Annotated in this window: 16 protein-coding genes; 4 read left to right on the top strand and 12 right to left on the bottom strand. The window is 67.8% G+C overall.

Features of this window, described 5'->3' with window-relative positions; genetic code table 11:
- Window positions 1-106: 106 nt before the first annotated feature.
- From A5648_RS03695 to A5648_RS03685, 3 genes are all read right to left on the bottom strand, one after another.
- Window positions 107-1489 (bottom strand): hypothetical protein, encoded by a 1383-nt coding sequence (locus A5648_RS03695; protein WP_065023249.1) that lies wholly within the window; start codon window positions 1487-1489, stop codon window positions 107-109.
- Window positions 1490-1494: 5 nt separating this feature from the next.
- Complete coding sequence (locus A5648_RS03690; protein WP_065023248.1) at window positions 1495-1746, bottom strand: hypothetical protein; 252 nt, start codon at window positions 1744-1746, stop codon at window positions 1495-1497.
- Between the two features lie 348 nt (window positions 1747-2094).
- Window positions 2095-3015 (bottom strand): TIGR03619 family F420-dependent LLM class oxidoreductase, encoded by a 921-nt coding sequence (locus tag A5648_RS03685; protein ID WP_065023247.1) that lies wholly within the window; start codon window positions 3013-3015, stop codon window positions 2095-2097.
- A 52-nt stretch (window positions 3016-3067) separates the two neighbouring features.
- Between A5648_RS03685 and A5648_RS03680 the strand changes: the two genes are divergently transcribed.
- Genes A5648_RS03680 through A5648_RS03670 form a run of 3 tightly spaced genes read left to right on the top strand, consistent with a single transcriptional unit; the run spans window position 3068 to window position 5653 of the window.
- Window positions 3068-3694: a TetR/AcrR family transcriptional regulator gene (locus tag A5648_RS03680; RefSeq protein ID WP_065023246.1), complete on the top strand. Its 627-nt coding sequence runs from the start codon at window positions 3068-3070 to the stop codon at window positions 3692-3694.
- A gap of 37 nt (window positions 3695-3731) precedes the next feature.
- Window positions 3732-5216 (top strand): aldehyde dehydrogenase family protein, encoded by a 1485-nt coding sequence (locus tag A5648_RS03675; RefSeq protein ID WP_065023245.1) that lies wholly within the window; start codon window positions 3732-3734, stop codon window positions 5214-5216.
- Window positions 5213-5653 (top strand): nuclear transport factor 2 family protein, encoded by a 441-nt coding sequence (locus A5648_RS03670; RefSeq protein ID WP_065023244.1) that lies wholly within the window; start codon window positions 5213-5215, stop codon window positions 5651-5653. Before A5648_RS03675 ends, A5648_RS03670 begins: the two co-directional genes overlap by 4 nt.
- Here A5648_RS03670 and A5648_RS03665 read toward each other — a convergent pair.
- From A5648_RS03665 to A5648_RS03625, 9 genes are read right to left on the bottom strand one after another with little or no spacing between them, the layout of a single operon-like run.
- Complete coding sequence (locus tag A5648_RS03665) at window positions 5630-6451, bottom strand: alpha/beta fold hydrolase (RefSeq protein WP_065023243.1); 822 nt, start codon at window positions 6449-6451, stop codon at window positions 5630-5632. The two genes, A5648_RS03670 and A5648_RS03665, sit on opposite strands and share 24 nt — an antisense overlap.
- An 11-nt stretch (window positions 6452-6462) precedes the next feature.
- Complete coding sequence (locus A5648_RS03660) at window positions 6463-7221, bottom strand: alpha/beta fold hydrolase (RefSeq protein WP_065023242.1); 759 nt, start codon at window positions 7219-7221, stop codon at window positions 6463-6465.
- Between the two features lie 17 nt (window positions 7222-7238).
- Window positions 7239-8228 carry a cyclase family protein gene (locus A5648_RS03655; protein WP_065023296.1) on the bottom strand — a complete coding sequence of 330 codons (990 nt, stop codon included), beginning with the start codon at window positions 8226-8228 and terminating at the stop codon, window positions 7239-7241.
- Complete coding sequence (locus tag A5648_RS03650) at window positions 8216-9046, bottom strand: coniferyl-alcohol dehydrogenase (RefSeq protein ID WP_065023241.1); 831 nt, start codon at window positions 9044-9046, stop codon at window positions 8216-8218. Before A5648_RS03650 ends, A5648_RS03655 begins: the two co-directional genes overlap by 13 nt.
- The gene (locus A5648_RS03645; RefSeq protein ID WP_065023240.1) at window positions 9043-10353 is read right to left on the bottom strand and encodes an LLM class flavin-dependent oxidoreductase; all 1311 of its coding nucleotides are present in this window, start codon (window positions 10351-10353) and stop codon (window positions 9043-9045) included. The genes A5648_RS03650 and A5648_RS03645 overlap by 4 nt, the downstream gene beginning before the upstream one ends.
- A complete protein-coding gene (locus tag A5648_RS03640) occupies window positions 10350-12092 on the bottom strand; it encodes an FAD-binding protein (protein ID WP_065023239.1) in 1743 nt (580 codons plus the stop codon). The genes A5648_RS03645 and A5648_RS03640 overlap by 4 nt, the downstream gene beginning before the upstream one ends.
- Complete coding sequence (locus A5648_RS03635) at window positions 12089-13018, bottom strand: 3-carboxyethylcatechol 2,3-dioxygenase (RefSeq protein ID WP_065023238.1); 930 nt, start codon at window positions 13016-13018, stop codon at window positions 12089-12091. Before A5648_RS03635 ends, A5648_RS03640 begins: the two co-directional genes overlap by 4 nt.
- The gene (locus A5648_RS03630) at window positions 12975-14678 is read right to left on the bottom strand and encodes a bifunctional 3-(3-hydroxy-phenyl)propionate/3-hydroxycinnamic acid hydroxylase (protein WP_065023237.1); all 1704 of its coding nucleotides are present in this window, start codon (window positions 14676-14678) and stop codon (window positions 12975-12977) included. The genes A5648_RS03635 and A5648_RS03630 overlap by 44 nt, the downstream gene beginning before the upstream one ends.
- 1 nt (window position 14679) lies before the next feature.
- Window positions 14680-15543, bottom strand: coding sequence for an alpha/beta fold hydrolase (locus A5648_RS03625; protein ID WP_065023236.1), 864 nt, complete (start codon window positions 15541-15543; stop codon window positions 14680-14682).
- Between the two features lie 139 nt (window positions 15544-15682).
- Between A5648_RS03625 and A5648_RS03620 the strand changes: the two genes are divergently transcribed.
- On the top strand, window positions 15683-16424 hold a 742-nt coding region (locus A5648_RS03620; protein WP_234787279.1), incomplete at its 3' end, for an IclR family transcriptional regulator.

The raw sequence follows: 16424 nt of genomic DNA, 5'->3' as shown, positions 1-16424 counted from the left end.
GCCTCCCTATCTTGAGCGTCATGGGTGTGCGGCGTGCATGCCGCAACGTTCAGAGACGCGACCAGTACGGCTGCCGCTCCCACCCCCTGTAGGTATGAAACCCTTCTCATGGCATCCGTGCCGATCCAGTGCTGCGGTCGTTGGCGGGCAACTGTATGCCGCCTGAACTGCCGAAACCGTCCACCCGATCCTCCCTTCCCGGATTGAATGCTGGCGCGTTTCCTGACTGCGTGGCCGGCGCGTTTCCCAAATCCCAGGTGACCGTTCTGGTGACTTCCCCATGTGAATCGAAGGGCTTCCCCCAACCCAGTTCGGTGAACCTACCGTTCACGTTATCGGCGGCTCCGGTCGCGATGTCGGCCTGGCCACGATTGAAGTTGTAGTGGTCTTCGGCGTGCACGGTGACGGTCATCGTCGCCTTATTGCCGTCTACCTGCACATCGGCGCTGCTCCATTGTTGGTATCCGCCAATTGCTTTCTGCCAGTTCTCTGTCGTCGGGTACGCCGCTGCCGGAGATGCATCACCGGTCATCGAGAAAGATGTGTTGCCCGCGCGAATCAAGTCCTCGGCTCCTCGCTGCGCACGGCTTATCTGATCTTCGACATTCGTCCTGATAGTAGGGTCCTCTCGAAACGCTTCCTCGTAATCGAACTTGATGGGCTTGCCGTCGTTGTCCCAGTAGTGCTTGTACATCTGCGTTGCATCGTCCAGGTCAGGGCGCAGCAGCCGTCCGCCTGCCAGCTTGGCCTCCCATTCGGCGCGCGAAATGTAATCACGCCATGTGGGTTTCGCCGAGCCGTACTCGAAATCCTCGTCATGCTCGAAAACGGGTTTGGTCGGGGGTCCGATCACAAACTCGGGTCCGCCTGGTTCGCCCGGCTTCGCTCCTGGATCAGCTGAGTCATCGGATGGTGCCTTCGTCGGCCCGCTCCCCCCGCCGTCGCCATCGGCCCCCTCATCCGGGAACCGAAACCCGTGCAGATCGGCGGCGGCGGTGGTGAGGTTGCGGGAGATGTCGTCCTCGTCGCCGGCGAGCTTGATGACCTTGGATTTGAGGAAGTCGGAGCGCCCCTGGGCCTCCAGTTCCCGCTGCTCCAGCTCGGCTGCGGAGCTGTACCAGGTGATCTTGTCGGTGACGGACCAGTCTTCACCGACCGCGAAGTTGTCACTCTCGATCTCGTCGACGGTATCGAGCACCGAACTCTTGTTGCCGTCCTGGGCGTCAGCGCCACGCTCGGCGATCCCCGCGAGGGTGTCGGTAGTGTCAACGGGCGTGCGGATTTTCACCAGGTCGAGGTAGGCGCGGTCCTGGAAGGCTTCGGCACCCGCACCGGTCCAGTCGGTCCCGCCGGGGCGCAGGGAGGATTGGTGCACTTCGGTGAATGCCGCCTCCCAGGTGCGCCCGAGGTTTCGCCAAGCGGCGGCGTTGGTCCGCAGGTGGTCCCAGCTGGCAGCGCGGACCTCGGACAGGGTGGGTAGACCAGACATCGGGGCTACCTGCCTATCCCGAACCCGCCGGCTGCGCCGCCATCGATGCCCGACCCGCGCGGGGCGAGCGGAGTGAAGCTGGGCGGCAGGCCGCCGGCACTGCCGTCGCCGCCCGATCCGGCGGGCAGGTGCGAGCCCACCGCGGTGAGGCGCTGCGCGGCGTGGTCGTCCTGGTTCTGGTAGATGCTCGCCGCTTTGGTGAGCTTGCCCCCGTTCGCGGTCATCCGGGATTTGCAGGCGGTGCCGAGGGTGCTCATCCCCGCATTTACCGCACTCGTGGCTGCGCCGGTTGACTGCCAGCCGGAGGTGGTCACGGTTGGCAGGCCGGTGCGACCGTCGCCGCGAGGGCTTCACAACGCTGCGCCGCGGTGCGCAGACCTTCGGGTGTGACCTTGAGGATGGGGGAGGTCATGGGGAAACTCTATTAGAGGAAAACCGCTCGTGGAATTCGTCGGACGGATGACCGTCGGCCGGAAATGTGCCGTGTGGGCCCGGTTGCGCCAAGTCGCACGGACTCCGAAGGCCGCGGGCAAACAACCGGCTTGGCGCACCACAGCGCGAGGCTGCGGTGCGCCGAGCCGCGCAGCGTCTGAACACCGGCGGGGTCACGGCACGTTCGGTTTGATCTCCTCCATCACCCACTGGGCATAGTCGAGGTATTCGTCGACGCCGCGCACGGCCGGCAGCGGTACGGCACTGACCGTCACACCCTGTTCGCCCAGCCAGCTCAACCGGTCGATGATCTGCTGGCCGCTCATGCCCGAGCGGGCGTTCGGGTCGTCGCGCCGGACGTGGCCTTCGCCGACTCGGGTGGTCGCCATCCCGTGCACCACGTCGAAGGCGCGCCCGTCGTACTCCGGCTGGGATTTGATGAAGTCCACCCGTTCGCCGATCTTCTCCGGCGGGGTCAGGAAGCTCCACCACCCCGAGGCGAACTTCGCGGCCCGGCGCAACGCCGCATCCGCGTCACCGCCGATCCAGACCGGAAGATGGGGCCGCTGCACCGGCTTCGGCTCGAACGCCACCTCGTCGAAGGACACGTAGCGACCCGCGAACCGCGGCGCCTCGCTGGTCCACAGCTCGATGATCGCCGCCAGATACTCGTCGGCGATCCGTCCGCGTTCGCCGAAAGGCACACCGAGCACGTCGAACTCGCGCTGCAGCCAGCCCACGCCGAAGGTGACCATCATCCGGCCGCCACTGAGCCAGTCTGCGGTGGCCAGCGCCTTGGCGAGCACGATCGGCTGGTGCAGCGGCAGCACGGTGACGCACGAATTGAGCATGATCCGCTCAGTCGCCCCGGCGAGGTAGGCCTGGGCGGCGGTCGACTGAAAGTAGTGCGGGCCGGAGAGTTCGACGTGCTCGGCCGGGATGACGATGTGCTCCGGCACGGCGATCATGTCGTAGCCCAACTCATCAGCACGCTTGGCCATCCGGGTCTGGTCGGCTCCGGTGACAGCCGCCTCCCACGGCTGCATCATCCCTTGCAGCCGCAGCATGTGGGGCAGGCTGAACACCAGCTTCATCCGCGCGACTCTACAACAGTAGAGATGGCTGCGGACTAGACTCGGCCGAACCATGCGACGTAAGCCCAACCCAGATCAGCGCCGGCGCGAACTCTGCGACACCGCCATCCGACTGCTCGCCGAGGACGGCGTGAAAGGGGTCAGCCATCTCAAGGTGGACCGCAAGGCCGGTTTACCGGACGGGACCGCCTCGTTCTATTTCCGCACCCGATCGGCGCTGCTGCAGGCCGTTGCGATCAGGATCTCCGAACTGGATCTCAAGGACCTGACCGCGGCGGCCCGATCCCAGTCGTCGTCCGACTCGGTCACCGGGAGCCACCCGTCGGCGTTGGCGACCCTGGTGATGCGCTCGGCGCGGGGGGCCAGGTTGGTACGCACCAAGGCGCGCTATGAACTCGCCCTGCAGGCCGTCCGAGATCCTCTGCTCGACGAGGCATTTCGCAGCTACCGCGATCAGTTCCACGCATTGATCCGCGATGTGGTGCTGCAGTTGCGGCCCGCAGAGGCCGACCCGGACCAAGCACTGGCGGACCGGCAGGCCTACGTCGTGATGATGTTCATCAGCGGTGTGATGCAGGCTTCCGCCAGCGGGGACCGCAGAATCCGGAGCGCCGAGGAGCTGGACGGGCTCATCTCGGGCATCGTCGCCGGATTCGGCCCTTCCGCCTCTCTACGTTAATAGAGTAGCGTTACCGGGCAATACGGAAGGATCTGCTATGACTGCGGTACAAGGTGATTCGGGTGTGCTGGCCGGCGAGGCCCGGATGCTGGTCGACGGTGAGCTGACCGGAACCGGCAGTGGTGCGACGTTTGACGTCGTGCACCCCGCCAGCGAGCAGGTGGCCGGAACCGCCGCCGACGGCACCGTCGAGGACATGCAGCGCGCGGTCGGCGCGGCCCGGCGCGCGTTCGACAGCGGCGACTGGGCCCACGATGTGGAATTCCGCTACCACTGCCTGATGCAGCTGCACGCCGCGCTGGAGGCCGACAAGGAGCGGCTGCGCCGAATCCTGATTACTGAGGTGGGATGCCCGGTCACCGTCACCGGCAGCCAGATCGAGAGTCCGATCGCCGAGGTGAAGCATTGGGCCGATCACGCCCGCGCCTTCGACTACCTGGTGGACACCGGACTGCACGACACACCGCTGGGCCCGGCGCGCCGCAAACTGCACTACGAGCCGATCGGTGTGGTCGGTGCGATCACCCCGTGGAATGTGCCGCTGTATCTCAACATCGCCGAGACCGTCCCGGCGTTGATGGCCGGCAACACCGTCGTGCTCAAGCCGGCCCAGCTCACCCCGTGGTCCGGCAGCGAGCTCGGCCGGATCGTGGCCGAGCACACCGATATTCCGGCCGGGGTGTTCAACGTCGTCACCTCGAACGCCAACGAGGTCGGTGCGGCGCTCTCGGCGGATCCCCGCGTCGACATGATCACCTTCACCGGTTCCACCGCGACCGGACGGGCCATCCTGGCCGCCGGTGCCGCCACGGTGAAGAAGACATTGCTGGAGCTCGGCGGCAAGTCGGCGCACATCGTGCTTGACGACGCGGACTTCAACTCGGCGCTGCCGATGGCCGCGATGATGGCCTGCGTCATGTCGGGCCAGAGCTGTGTGCTGCCGTCGCGGATCCTGTTGCCCCGCAGTCGCTACGACGAGGGGCTGGCGGTGCTGAAGGCGTCGATGGAGAACTTCCCGATCGGTGACCCGTGGATGCCGGGCAATATGCAGGGCCCGCAGATCAGCGAGACGCAGCGGCGCAAGGTGTTGGACCTGATCGCCTCCGGCGTGGATTCGGGTGCGCGGCTGGTCACCGGCGGCGGTATCCCGGAGCAGTTGCCCACCGGCTACTACGTGCAACCGACGCTGCTGGCCGACGTCGACCCCGACAGCCGGATCGCGCAGGAGGAGATCTTCGGTCCGGTCCTCACCGTCACGCCGTACGACACCGACGACGAAGCGGTCGCGATCGCCAACAACTCGATCTATGGACTCTCCGGTGAGGTCAGCAGCGCCGACGTGGACCGGGCGATGGCGGTGGCCACCCGGATGCGCACCGGCAACGTGAGCATCAACGCCAAGAGCCACTTCGGCATCGACAGCCCGTTCGGCGGCACCAAGCAGAGCGGCCTGGGATACCGCAATGGCACAATCGGTTTCACCGAGTACCTGCACATCAAGACCATCGGGATGCCGCAATGACGTTGCCGGCCGAAGACCAGCTGGAGATCTCCGCCCTGCTGTATCGCTACGCCCGCGCCGTCGACACCAAGGATTGGGCACTGTACCGGTCGGTGTTCACCGACGACGCCGTCATCGACTACACCTCGGCGGGGGCCATCCGCGGCACCCGCGAGCAGGTGGCCGACTGGCTGGCCGCCGGCTTCACCGCAATCCCGATGTCGATGCACTACGTCACCAACATCGAGATTCTGGAACACACCGGTGACAGCGCCAGGGTGCGGGCGATGTTCTACAACCCGATGCAGCTACCCGCAATGGCCGAGATGAGCTACTGCGGCGGCTACTACCACCACGAGCTGGTTCGCGCGGCCGACGGCTGGCGCAGCCGCAACCTGCGCGAGGAGAACCTGTGGTTCACCAATCCTCCGGGTTCAGCGCAGGAAGTCCAGCAGTAATCTGTTGACCTGCTCGGCCTGCTCGATCTGCGGGCAGTGCCCGGCGTCGTCGACGACGACCGCCCGGCCACCCGGGATCTGATCGGCGATCTGTTTCGCCCAGCCGGGTGGCAGCAGCTTGTCGCAGCCCCCCTCGACCACCAGCGCCGGCACCGAGATCCGTTCGTAGCGGCGATCACTGGATGCCGGTGGGGGCGGCTCGGCGCCGGGCCGGCGAAACCGGGCGGCCGCGATCGCCTCCCAGGCGCCGGGCGCGGTGCTGGAGGCATAGCGGCGCTGCACGTAGTCCTCGTCGGCGGGATAGGCCGGATCATGAAACAGCGCCTCGACGATCCGGCGCATCGCGGGCAGGGTGGCGTCGTAGTCGTAGAGCGCGGCCATGTGCTGGTTCTGCTGGATCTCGCCGCCGCCGCAGATGGCGACCATTCGGCGCACCGGCAACAGCGGTGCCTCCGAAGTGGTGTCGACGAGCAGCATGATCGCGCCCATGGAATTGCCAACGAAATCAGCGGATTCGACGCCGAGCGCGGCGCAGAACCGCGCGACATGGCGGATCCGCATGCCCCGGCCGTCGTTGAAGTCGATGACCTTGGCCGACTCCCCGAAGCCGAGCAGGTCGGGTGCGAGCACGTGGTGTTGCTGCGCCAGGGCGGTGATGGTGCGTTCCCAACCGATTTCGGCACCGGCGCCGAACTCCCCGCCGTGCAGCAGCACCACGGCCGGGCGGGCCGGATCACCGGCTTGAAGGTAGGAGGTGCTCAGCCCGTCCACCAGGACGGTCTTTCTCGCAACCAGCAACGTCGGCTCCTTTAGTTCGGGATCAGCGGGCCGGTCGGGCGCGTCGTGGTGGCGTGCACCAGCAGTTCGGCCAGTTCGGCGGGTCGGCTCAAGAAGGGCGAGTGCGACGCGTCGATGGTCAGCGGCTCCACCCCTAGTCGCTTGCAGACCAGGTCGGCCAGCCACCGCGGGTAAGCGCGGTCCTGTTCGCAGCGAATGAAGCTGCGGCCGATCTCGGCCGCCCAGAAGTTCGGCACCGATACCGGCGCAACCGTGGTCTCGCCGAACCTTTCCGGCCCGAGCCGTTCGAAGGCCCACCGCACGGTTTCGTCATCGCAGTCGTGGTAGAAGTACTGCCGCGCGCCGTCGACGTCGGCGAAGGTCATCGCGCCGTCGTCGGCGAAGTGCAGGTGGGACAGCATGTCAGCGGCGGCGGTATCGAAGAACTCGGTTCCCTCGCTGCCCATCGTCATCGCATCGGTGTAGCTGTGTCCCTCCCGTGGCAATGCCGCGGCTAGATAGACGATGTGGCGCACCAGCTCCGGTGCGCTGTCGGCGCCCAGCGTCGCGTCGAATCCGCCGCCGGAATGCCCGACCAGGACGTCGCCGGACTGCAGCACCGCCGCGACGGCTTCCCGCCGGTTCGCCAGGGTCGACTCCTCGTACAGCCGGGCGCCATGGCCGGGCAGGTCGATCGCGATGCCGGTATGGCCGATCTTGTCCAACGCCGCCACCGTGCGGCTCCAGCACCAGCCGGCGTGAAAACCTCCGTGGACAAAGACGAATCGCATGACAACTCCCCTGCCGGCTACTTGATCGCGATCGGGTTCACCGGCGACCCCACTGCGCCGGTCACCCGTAACGGCGGTGCCACCAACTGGAATTCGTACACCCCGTCGGCGGCGCAATCGGCGGCCAGCGCGCCGAGATCCCAGTACTCGCCCAGCATCATGCCCATGTCGCGCAGGCACAGCATGTGCATGGGCAGGAAGGTTCCCTCGACGCCGGACACCGGGTCCTCGACCATCAGGTTGTCGGCGGCCACTGCGGCGACATCGTGTTCGTGCAGCCACACCGCACACCGCCAGTCCAGCCCGGCGCCCGGCGCCGCGCCGTCACCGGTTTGCAGAAACCGTGTCCACCAGCCCGTTCGGACCAGCACGATGTCGCCGGGGGCGATCGTGACCTGCTGGGCGCGGGCGACGTCGTCGAGTTCGTCCGGGGTGATCGGGGAGCCCAGTGGCAGGAAGGTGTCCGCGCCGCGGTGGGCGACCACATCAAGCAGCACCCCGCGGGAGGTGATGCCCTTGCCGTCGACTTTGTCGATACCGCAGTGATAGGCGCCCAGGCTGGTCACCGAGTTCGCCGGAAAGCCGTTGTAGAGCTGGTCGTCGTAGTAGACGTGCGACAGCGCATCCCACTGGGTCGCGGCCTGCAGCGGCATGACGATCATGTCATCGTTGAACCGGAACGGGTTGTCGACGAAGAACTTGCTCAACTGCTGGGCAACGATGTTGCGCTGCCATTCCGGCCCGTACTGCGCCAGCGTGTTCACGTCGCCGCCGTCGACGGTCATGGTGTGAATCGGGTTGTGCCGGAAGGCGAATGCGCCCTGCGGTCCGGACGAGCCGAAGTCCACCCCGAGCGGGAAGACCTTGCCGTGGCGCACCAGGGCGGCGGCTTCGGCGACTTTTTCAGGCGTGATGAGGTTCAGCGTGCCCAGCTCGTCGTCGTCGCCCCAGCGCCCCCAGTTGCGCACCGCCTCACCAACGCGGCGGAACTCGCTCAGGCCGACCACGGGCACGCTCCGTTGGCAAGCACGGCGGCGGTGCGGCCGGCGATGTTGCCGCCGTCGACCCAGAGCACCTGGCCGGTGATGTAACCGGCTGCCGGGCTGTTGAGGAACACCAGCGGAGCGGCCTGTTCGCTCGGGCTGGCCACCCGACCCAGCGGCTTGGGGATGTCGTCGAGGTAGCTCTGACCGTAGCTGCGGCGCAATTGGTCGAGGATCGGGGTTTCGGTGACTCCGGGTGCGGTGCAGTTGATCCGGATACCGCGACTCGCCAGCCGATCGGTATTGAGCATGCTGTACAGGATGATCGCCTCCTTGGCGAGCCGGTATCCGCCGTCGGCGAGCGCCTCGGGATGCGCTCGGCACCACTGCAACCCGCCGGCCAGGTCCGTGGAGTTCAGCAGGCCGGCGGTGGTCTGCGCGTTCTCCCGGTAGCCGGCGGCGGCCAGCGAAGAGACATTGGCGATCGCCGATCCCGCCGGCATCGCCGGCACCAGTGCCTCGGTGAGGTGGCGGGTGCCCAGGAAGTTGATCGCGACCACCCGCTCCGGATCCCCGATGCCCGACGACACCCCGGCAACGTTGAACAGCGCATGCACGGGTGCTCGAATGGCCCCGGCCGCTACCTCGATCGATCCCGAGTCAGCCAGATCCAGCCGGTGGAACTCGTCGACGCGCACTGCGGGCTCGGCAAGGTCCAGGCCGATGACAGTCGCCCCCAGCTCAGCGAGCTGGCCCACCAGCTCCGCGCCGATTCCCGACGCGCAGCCGGTGACCACGGCCCGTCGACCGTCATAGCGCCACAGCCCGCCGGACGCGGTCATTGCTGACCGCGGTCCCGCTCTTCCTTTGCGCGCTGCGCAGCCTGGACCCGCCCCTCGTTGATCTCGGCCATGGCCTCGGGGATCTCGGTGGCGGTGAACTTGTCCCGCCCGGTCGGCAGGCCGCCGAACGAGTAGTCCTCATCGAACTCCGGCGCGCTGGACTTCGGCCGGCGCGCCTCGAGCTTCTCGAGGATCGGCGCGAGTCTTTTGGCCTTGTCGGCCACCGCCTTCTCATCGCGTTCGATGAACTCCGGCAAGACCTGTGTCCCCATCAGTTCGATCGCCTCCATGGTCGCTTCGTGACTGCGCGGGTTGAGCAGCAGGATAATCTCGTCGACGCCGCTTTCCTCGTAGCCGCGCAGAAATTCCCGCACCATCGCCGGGGTGCCGATCGCGCCGCGTCCGGGACCGTAGGCCAGCGTCGGGTCTTTCTCGACCTCTTGGAGATAGCGCTCCCACACCCCGGTCCGGCCCGGCGTGTGCTGACCGGTCATGTAGTAGTGCATGATCCCGAAGGAGAAGAAGCCGCCGCCCACCCCGAGGCGGTCGAGGGCCTGCTCCTCGGTCGGCGCGACCATCATCGACAGGTCGCCGCCGATCGCCAGGATGTTGGGGTTCATCTGCGGGGTGGCCGGGACACCGATTTCTTCGAGTTGCTTGTAGTAGCCGTTGACCCGCTCGGCCAGCGGTCCGGGTCCGGTATAGGCGAAACTCAGGGCGCCGATGCACTTCTCGGCCGCCATTTGGATCGACGCCGGTCGAGTGCAGGCCACCCAGACCGGGGGGTGGGGCCGTTGCAGCGGCTTGGGGACGACGTTGCGGGCCGGCATCTGCACGTGCTCGCCGCTGAATCCGGTGAACGGCTCCTCGGTCATGCAGCGGATCGACACCTCGAGGGCTTCCTCCCACTGGGCGCGCTTGTCGGCCGGGTCGATGCCGAAGCCACCGAGCTCGGCGATCGAGGATCCCTCCCCCGTGCCGAACTCGACACGGCCGCCCGACAGCAGGTCCAAGGTGGCGACCCGCTCGGCTACCCGGGCCGGATGGTTCACCACCGGCGGCAGGTGCATGATCCCGAAGCCGAGCCGGATGTCCTTGGTCCGCTGACTGGCCGCGGCCAGGAACATCTCGGGGGCGGTGGCGTGGCAGTACTCCTCAAGGAAGTGGTGCTCGGTGACCCACACCGTCGAGAACCCGGCCTTGTCGGCCGCCTCCACCTCGTCGAGGCCGTCCTGGAAGAGCTTGTGCTCGTCGTCATCCGACCACGGACGCGGCAGCGCGAATTCGTAGAACAGTGAGATCTTCACGGGTTACCTCCTGATTGGTTGGGAGTCTGCGCGCCGAGGGGTCGACGACTGTTGGAAAGGTGTTGCGCTGCCACGTAACCGAACGTCATCGCCGGGCCGATGGTTGCTCCGGCCCCGGCGTAGCTGCGGCCCATCACCGGCGAAGCGGTGTTGCCCACTGCGTACAGACCGTCGATCACCGAGTCGTCCGCCCGCAGCACCCGGGCGTGCTCATCGGTGCGCAGGCCACCGGAGGTACCGAGATCGCCCAGGATGATCTGGAACGCGTAGTAGGGCGGCTTGCCCAGCGGGTGCAGGTTGGGGTTGGGCAGGGTGGGATCGCCGTAGTAGTTGTCGTAGACGCTGTCGCCGCGGTTGAAGTCGTCGTCGTGGCCTGCGGTGGCGAGCTTGTTGAACCGGTTCGCGGTGTGCCGTAGCCGGTCGGGCGGCACATCGATCGCGGCGGCCAGCTCGTCGAAGGAGTTGGCCGCCTTGACCACCCCGGAGTCCAGCCAGGCCTGGGGTATCCGGCGCCCGGTGGGCACCGGCGCACCGGGCACCTTCGGGATCGGCAGGTGCCCGGCCACCACATAGCGGTGAAAGGACCGCTGGTCGGTGATCAGCCAGCACGGGATGTGGGTGATGCCGGATTGCTGGCCGGCGATCATGGCGTGCGCGAAGTCCATGTAGGGCGCCGCCTCGTTGATGAATCGCTCCCCGTTGCCGTTGACGATGAACTGGGACGGCATCATGCGTTCGTTGAGCATGAACTGCAGGCGGCCGTCGGGCCAGCACAGCGCGGGGAACCACCACGCCTCGTCGAGCAGTTCGGTGGCGGCCCCGACGCGCTCCCCGGCCCGGATCCCGTCACCGGTGGCCAGCGGGTTGCCGAAGCTCCAATCCTGTTCCAGCACCGGCTGATACTGCTTGCGCCAGGCCATGTCGTGGTCGAATCCGCCGCTGGCCAGAATGACGCCGCGACGCGCGGTGATGCGCTGCGCTGCGCCGTCGCGGTGCACCACGGCCCCAGTGACCGCACCCGAGCCGTCGCTGATGAGATCAGTCATCGGTGTGTCGAGCCAGAGCGGGATGTCGCGTTCGAGCATGGCCAGGCGCAGCCGCGCCGCCAGGGACTGGCCGATGGCGGCCATCCGGTCCCCGAACACCCGGGCACGGAACATCCGCCACAGCAGTTTGACCAGCACGGCTTTGCCGCGCCATGACTGGCGCACCTGGTAGAAGAGCCGAAGGTCTTTGGGCCCCAGCCAGATTCCCTTGGGGGCCAGCGCCAGCGGGGCCAGCAGGTGCTGCTCCTCGTCGCCGAGTGTGCGCAGGTCGATGGCCGGAACATTGATGGTGCTGCCCAGTTCCGACCCGCCGGGCAGTTCCGGGTAGTAGTCGGCGTAGCCGGGTTTCCAGACGAATTCGAGCCAGCTGCTGGCCTGCTCCAGAAATTCCATCATCCGCGGGGCGGCATCGACGTATTGCCGCAGACGCGCCTCGTCGACCAGGCCGTCGGTGATGGCGCGCAGGTAGGTGACGACGTCGTCGGGGTCGGGGATATAGCCTTCCCGGCGCTGCGCGGGGGCGCCGGGCACCCAGATGCCGCCGCCGGACAGGGCGGTGGATCCGCCGAAGTACGCCGACTTCTCCACCACCAGGGTCTCCAGCCCGCGGGCGTCGGCGGCCAGCGCTGCGGTCATACCGCCACCGCCGGAGCCGATCACCAGCACGTCGACGACATGCTCTGTTTCGGTCATCCGCTCACCTCCGTGCGTTCTGCGGTGCGGATGGCGAACCCGGCGATCAGTTCCGGGGCCGGGCGGTAGTAGCGGTCGACGGTGCGGTAGCCGCCCTGAGCCGCCAGGGCGGCGAACGCCGCGGCCCAGGTGCGGATCTCGTGAGCGGAACCACCACCGGCCTCGGTGATGAACGCGTTCGACCAGTCGGCGAGCTCATCGAGCCGCCCGCTGTCGAGGAGGGACAGGAACCGTTGATCGAAGTCGGGGTTCAGCGGCGCGAGGTCGTTCGTTCCGGCCGCGAAGTCGCGCGCCGCCGCGATGACCGCGTCCTGGCGAGCCTGCCGCTGCTCGGCGCTCATCGCGGTGCCGTGCAGTAGCCGGTCTCGGGTGACCGGCGGCGCGGTCGCCAGAGTGGGGATCGGCGGATCATGCGAGAGCCCACCGGATCCCAGGATCAGCACCCGCAGATCCAGGGTGGCCAGATAGTCGCCGACCGCGGCGCCCAGGGCGCGGGCACGGTGGATCGGCCCCAACGGGGCGGCGACGGCGTTGATGAAGATCGGGATCACCGGGCACGCGGTGGCGTCACCGAACAGTCGCTGCAATGGCTGCACCATGGCGTGGTCGACGTCCATACCGGCCGAAACGGCCACATCCACACCGCGGTCCAGCACCGCCGCGGCGCAGTCGGCGGCCAGATCCGCGGCGACGTTCAGGGGGCCGGCGTAGGTGCCGTAGTCGCCGATGCCCTGCGCGGAGGTGCCGATGCAGAACGGCGGCATCAGCCGCAGGAAGAAGCCGTTGTAGTGATCCGGCGCGAACACCACCGTCAGCTGCGGGTCGAAGTCGGCGACGAATGCCGCGGCCTGATCGATCGCGGTCTCGATGTCGTGCATCAGCTCAGGGGGCGGTCCCGGCAGATTCAGCAGCGGGCTGTGGGACATGCAGCACAGGGCCAGTGCCATCGGGGCGATCACCCCCTTCGGCAGGCAGAGCCGGGCCGAGGCCCAAGGCACCGAAGAGCTGAGCGCTCACCTCGGGTGCGCGCTGGGCGATGCAGGCGGCGGCGATGCAGCGGTCCGGGCGCAGGAACAGCACCGACTCGGCGTGGCGGTCGAACCAGGACTTCAACGCCCCGCTGCGATCACCGACGATGGTGATCGCCGGGTCGTCTTCGGCTCCCGGCGGGGTCCAGTGCAGCTGAGTCGAGGGCCGAACGGCGATGAAGCTGGCCCCCAAGGCTTTCCATCGTCCGAAGGCGTCTTCTCCGAGCAGGATGCGGGGATTGTTGTTCCAGGCCAGCACCGCGAAGCCGGTGCCGATCACGTCGTCGAGCAGGAGATCCGTTGCGGTGCGGGTGCCGACGCGGGGCTGAATGAACAGGGTTCCGGCCGGCGAGTCGGGACGGCGGGGCTGGTCGTGGACGACCGCACCCTGTTCGTAGCGCGGCATCGGTTTGAACCGCATCTCCAGCACGTAGCGCTTGAGCGTTGGCACCGCCGAGGCGGCGCGAATCACCCGGTCCCGCACGGCGGCGACCCGGCGATTGGTCGGGGAGATCACTTTGCCCACCATCGTGGACAGGTCGATCATCGCCCGGGCGTGCTTGCGGCGTTCGGTGTCGTAGCTGTCCAGCAGGCACGGCTGCGCCTGCCCGCGAACCACGGCGGCCAGCTTCCAGCCGAGGTTCATCGCATCGCGGATCCCGCTGTTGTAGCCCTGGCCCTGCCAGACCGGCATGAGATGGGCGGCGTCACCGGCCAGCAGCAGCCGGCCGCGGCGGAACGCGCCGGCGATCCGGGAGTGGTGGGTGTACACCCGGTGCCGGATCACGTCGACGTCGTGCGGACGGGGCAGGAAGGGGGCCAGCATCGCCGCGACGAATTCCGGGTCCTCGGCCTGCTCGTCGGTTTCGTCGGCGTGGATCATGAACTCGAAGCGCCGGATGCCGTGCGCGATAGAGATCGAGGCGTACGGGCGCGCCGGGTCGGCCCCGACCTCACTGTTGGGATGGCCCAGTGGGTCGTTGGCGACATCGACGACCAGCCAGCGGGTGGAAGATGTGGTGCCGTCGAAGGAGACGCCCATCAGCCGGCGGGTGGCGCTGCGGCCGCCGTCGCAGCCGACGACGTAGCGGGCGGTCACCTCGGCCGGCTCCGCACCGCCCAACTGCACCGTGACTCCGTCGGTCTCCTCAGCGCAGCCGGTCATCGGGCGGCCCCACAGCACCTGGACGTGCTCGAAGCGCTCCAGGCCGCGCAGCAGCTCGGCGTCGACCAGTGGCTGCACGAAACCGTTGCGTTTGGGCCAGCCGAAACAGGCGTCGGCGGGCGCCATTTCGGCCAGCAACCGTCGCCTGCCGTCGAAGAACCGCAGGATCTGGTTCGGCACGGTATGCGGCAGAACGGCATCGACCAAGCCGATCGCCTGGAACGTGCGCAAGGACTCGTCGTCGAGCCCGACCCCCCGGGGGTAGTCGATGAGCGTGTCGCGGTCCTCGACCACCAGGGTGCGAACCCCTTGCAGTCCAAGGATATTGGCCAGGGTGAGGCCGACCGGGCCGGCACCGACCACCACGACGTCGACATCACTGAGTGCGGTCACCTCAGCGCCCCAGCAGGAAGTCCAGGTGAAGGCGGTCGAAAGTCTCGGCGTCCTCGTACTGGGGCCAGTGGCCGCAACCGGGCATCAGCTCGAAGCGGGAGCCCGGAATCATCGACGCGATCCGCTTGCCCTCCGCGACGTCGGCGGTCGGGTCGTCACTGGTCCAGACCACCAGCGTGGGCGCGGTGATCTTGCCGTACTCGCCGGGCCCCAGCAGGTTGCGGGCCCGGATCTCCGGGTCCTGCAGCGCCATGATGTCGCGCATCGCGTCGACGAATCCGGGCAGCCGGTAGATCCGCTGCCGGCTGGCCACGATGTCGTCGTAGTCCTTGGACTTGTCGGCCATCAGCCACTTGATGCGAGCCTGGACGGTTTCCCAGTCGGGGTTCTCGACGGCGGCCATCGACAGGGTGATGATCCGCTTCATCACCTCGGGGTCGGCCTGGGAACCGCCCGCGGTGTTGAGCACCAGGCGGGCGACCCGGTCGGGGTGGTCGATGGCGGCACGCGCCGCTACCCAGCCGCCGAGCGATTCACCGCTGATGCTGGCCTGATCGGCGCCGATGGCGTCCAGCACCGCGATCAGGTGTGCGACGTAGTGCGGGATCTCCAGCGGATGGCCGGGTTTGTCGGTATAGCCGTGGCCGAGCATGTCGATGGACCAGGTCCAGAAATGCTCGGCGTGGGCGGCCAGATTGCGGACGTAGGCCTCGGCGTGCCCGCCGGAGCCGTGCAGCAGCATCAGCACCGGTTTGGCGGGATCGCCGGCGCGCAGGTAGCGGGTGCGAACGCCGCCCGCGTCCAGATACCCCTGCTCGAACGCGACGCCCTGAAGATCGCTCCAGATGCTCTCGAACTCCGGCACCGGCCACCTCTCCCCTGCACTGCGCGGAAATGCGATTCTCGTATTCCGGCATATTTTGCGTGCTTTTATCGCACATGAACGTACGTTATATTGAAGAGCATCACTCTCGAATGGGGGTATGTCAAGGAGGCCGCTGCTGATGACCACGCTGAAGTCCGACGCGGCCGCCGACACCGCTCCCGGGTCGCAGACCCTGGCTCGGGGGCTGGCCGCATTACAGGCGGTGGCCGCCACGCCCGAGGGATTGACGATCCAGCAGATCGCCGACCAGATCGGCGTGCACCGGACCATTGCCTACCGCCTGCTGAACACTCTGACCAGCTACCGGCTGGTGGCCAAGGGAGAAGACGGCCGGTTCCGCTCGGCCGCCGCCCTGGCCGTCCTCGGCGCCTCGTTCGACAACAACCTGCGCCAGCTGAGCCTGCCGACGCTGCGCGCGCTCGCCGACGAACTCGGGACCACGGTGTCGCTGCTGGTGGCCGAGGGCGACCAGCAGGTGGCCGTCGCCGTCATCGTGCCCACCCAGGTCGGTTACCAGCTGGCGTTCCACGAGGGCAGTCGCCATCCGCTCAGCCTGGGCGCTGCCGGGATCGCGCTGTTGGCCGCGATGCCACGGCGCCCGGACGAACGCGAGATCGTCCCGCAGACCCGCGAGCGGGGCTGGGTGGTCACCCACGGCGAGATCGAGCCCGGGACCTTCGGACTGGCGGTGCCGGTGCGCCGCCAGCACGGCAGCTCGGCCACCCAGCACGACATCCTCGCGATGCGAGATCAGGTTGATGCAGGTGGGCGGCGCGGGAGGGCGGCGGCGCACCGGCACCGCCAGTCCGAAGGTCCCGGGCTCGATCTCGCCGTGGGTGACCACCCAGCCCCGCTCGCGG

The sequence above is a fragment of the Mycolicibacter sinensis genome (assembly GCF_001673565.1).
GTDB classification, from domain to species: Bacteria; Actinomycetota; Actinomycetes; order Mycobacteriales; family Mycobacteriaceae; genus Mycobacterium; species Mycobacterium sinense_C.
This window is presented reverse-complemented; position numbering and strand designations above follow the sequence as displayed.

What these genes read in the sequence shown, in the direction of transcription:
- A5648_RS03695 (WP_065023249.1), bottom strand. Translation starts at nt 1,489, where the DNA reads ATGTCTGGTCTACCCACCCTGTCCGAGGTCCGCGCTGCCAGCTGGGAC.
- A5648_RS03660 (WP_065023242.1), bottom strand. Translation starts at nt 7,221, where the DNA reads ATGCGATTCGTCTTTGTCCACGGAGGTTTTCACGCCGGCTGGTGCTGG.
- A5648_RS03675 (WP_065023245.1), top strand. Translation starts at nt 3,732, where the DNA reads ATGACTGCGGTACAAGGTGATTCGGGTGTGCTGGCCGGCGAGGCCCGG.
- A5648_RS03670 (WP_065023244.1), top strand. Translation starts at nt 5,213, where the DNA reads ATGACGTTGCCGGCCGAAGACCAGCTGGAGATCTCCGCCCTGCTGTAT.
- A5648_RS03650 (WP_065023241.1), bottom strand. Translation starts at nt 9,046, where the DNA reads ATGACCGCGTCCGGCGGGCTGTGGCGCTATGACGGTCGACGGGCCGTG.
- A5648_RS03635 (WP_065023238.1), bottom strand. Translation starts at nt 13,018, where the DNA reads ATGTCCCACAGCCCGCTGCTGAATCTGCCGGGACCGCCCCCTGAGCTG.
- A5648_RS03680 (WP_065023246.1), top strand. Translation starts at nt 3,068, where the DNA reads ATGCGACGTAAGCCCAACCCAGATCAGCGCCGGCGCGAACTCTGCGAC.
- A5648_RS03690 (WP_065023248.1), bottom strand. Translation starts at nt 1,746, where the DNA reads ATGAGCACCCTCGGCACCGCCTGCAAATCCCGGATGACCGCGAACGGG.
- A5648_RS03685 (WP_065023247.1), bottom strand. Translation starts at nt 3,015, where the DNA reads ATGAAGCTGGTGTTCAGCCTGCCCCACATGCTGCGGCTGCAAGGGATG.
- A5648_RS03640 (WP_065023239.1), bottom strand. Translation starts at nt 12,092, where the DNA reads ATGACCGAAACAGAGCATGTCGTCGACGTGCTGGTGATCGGCTCCGGC.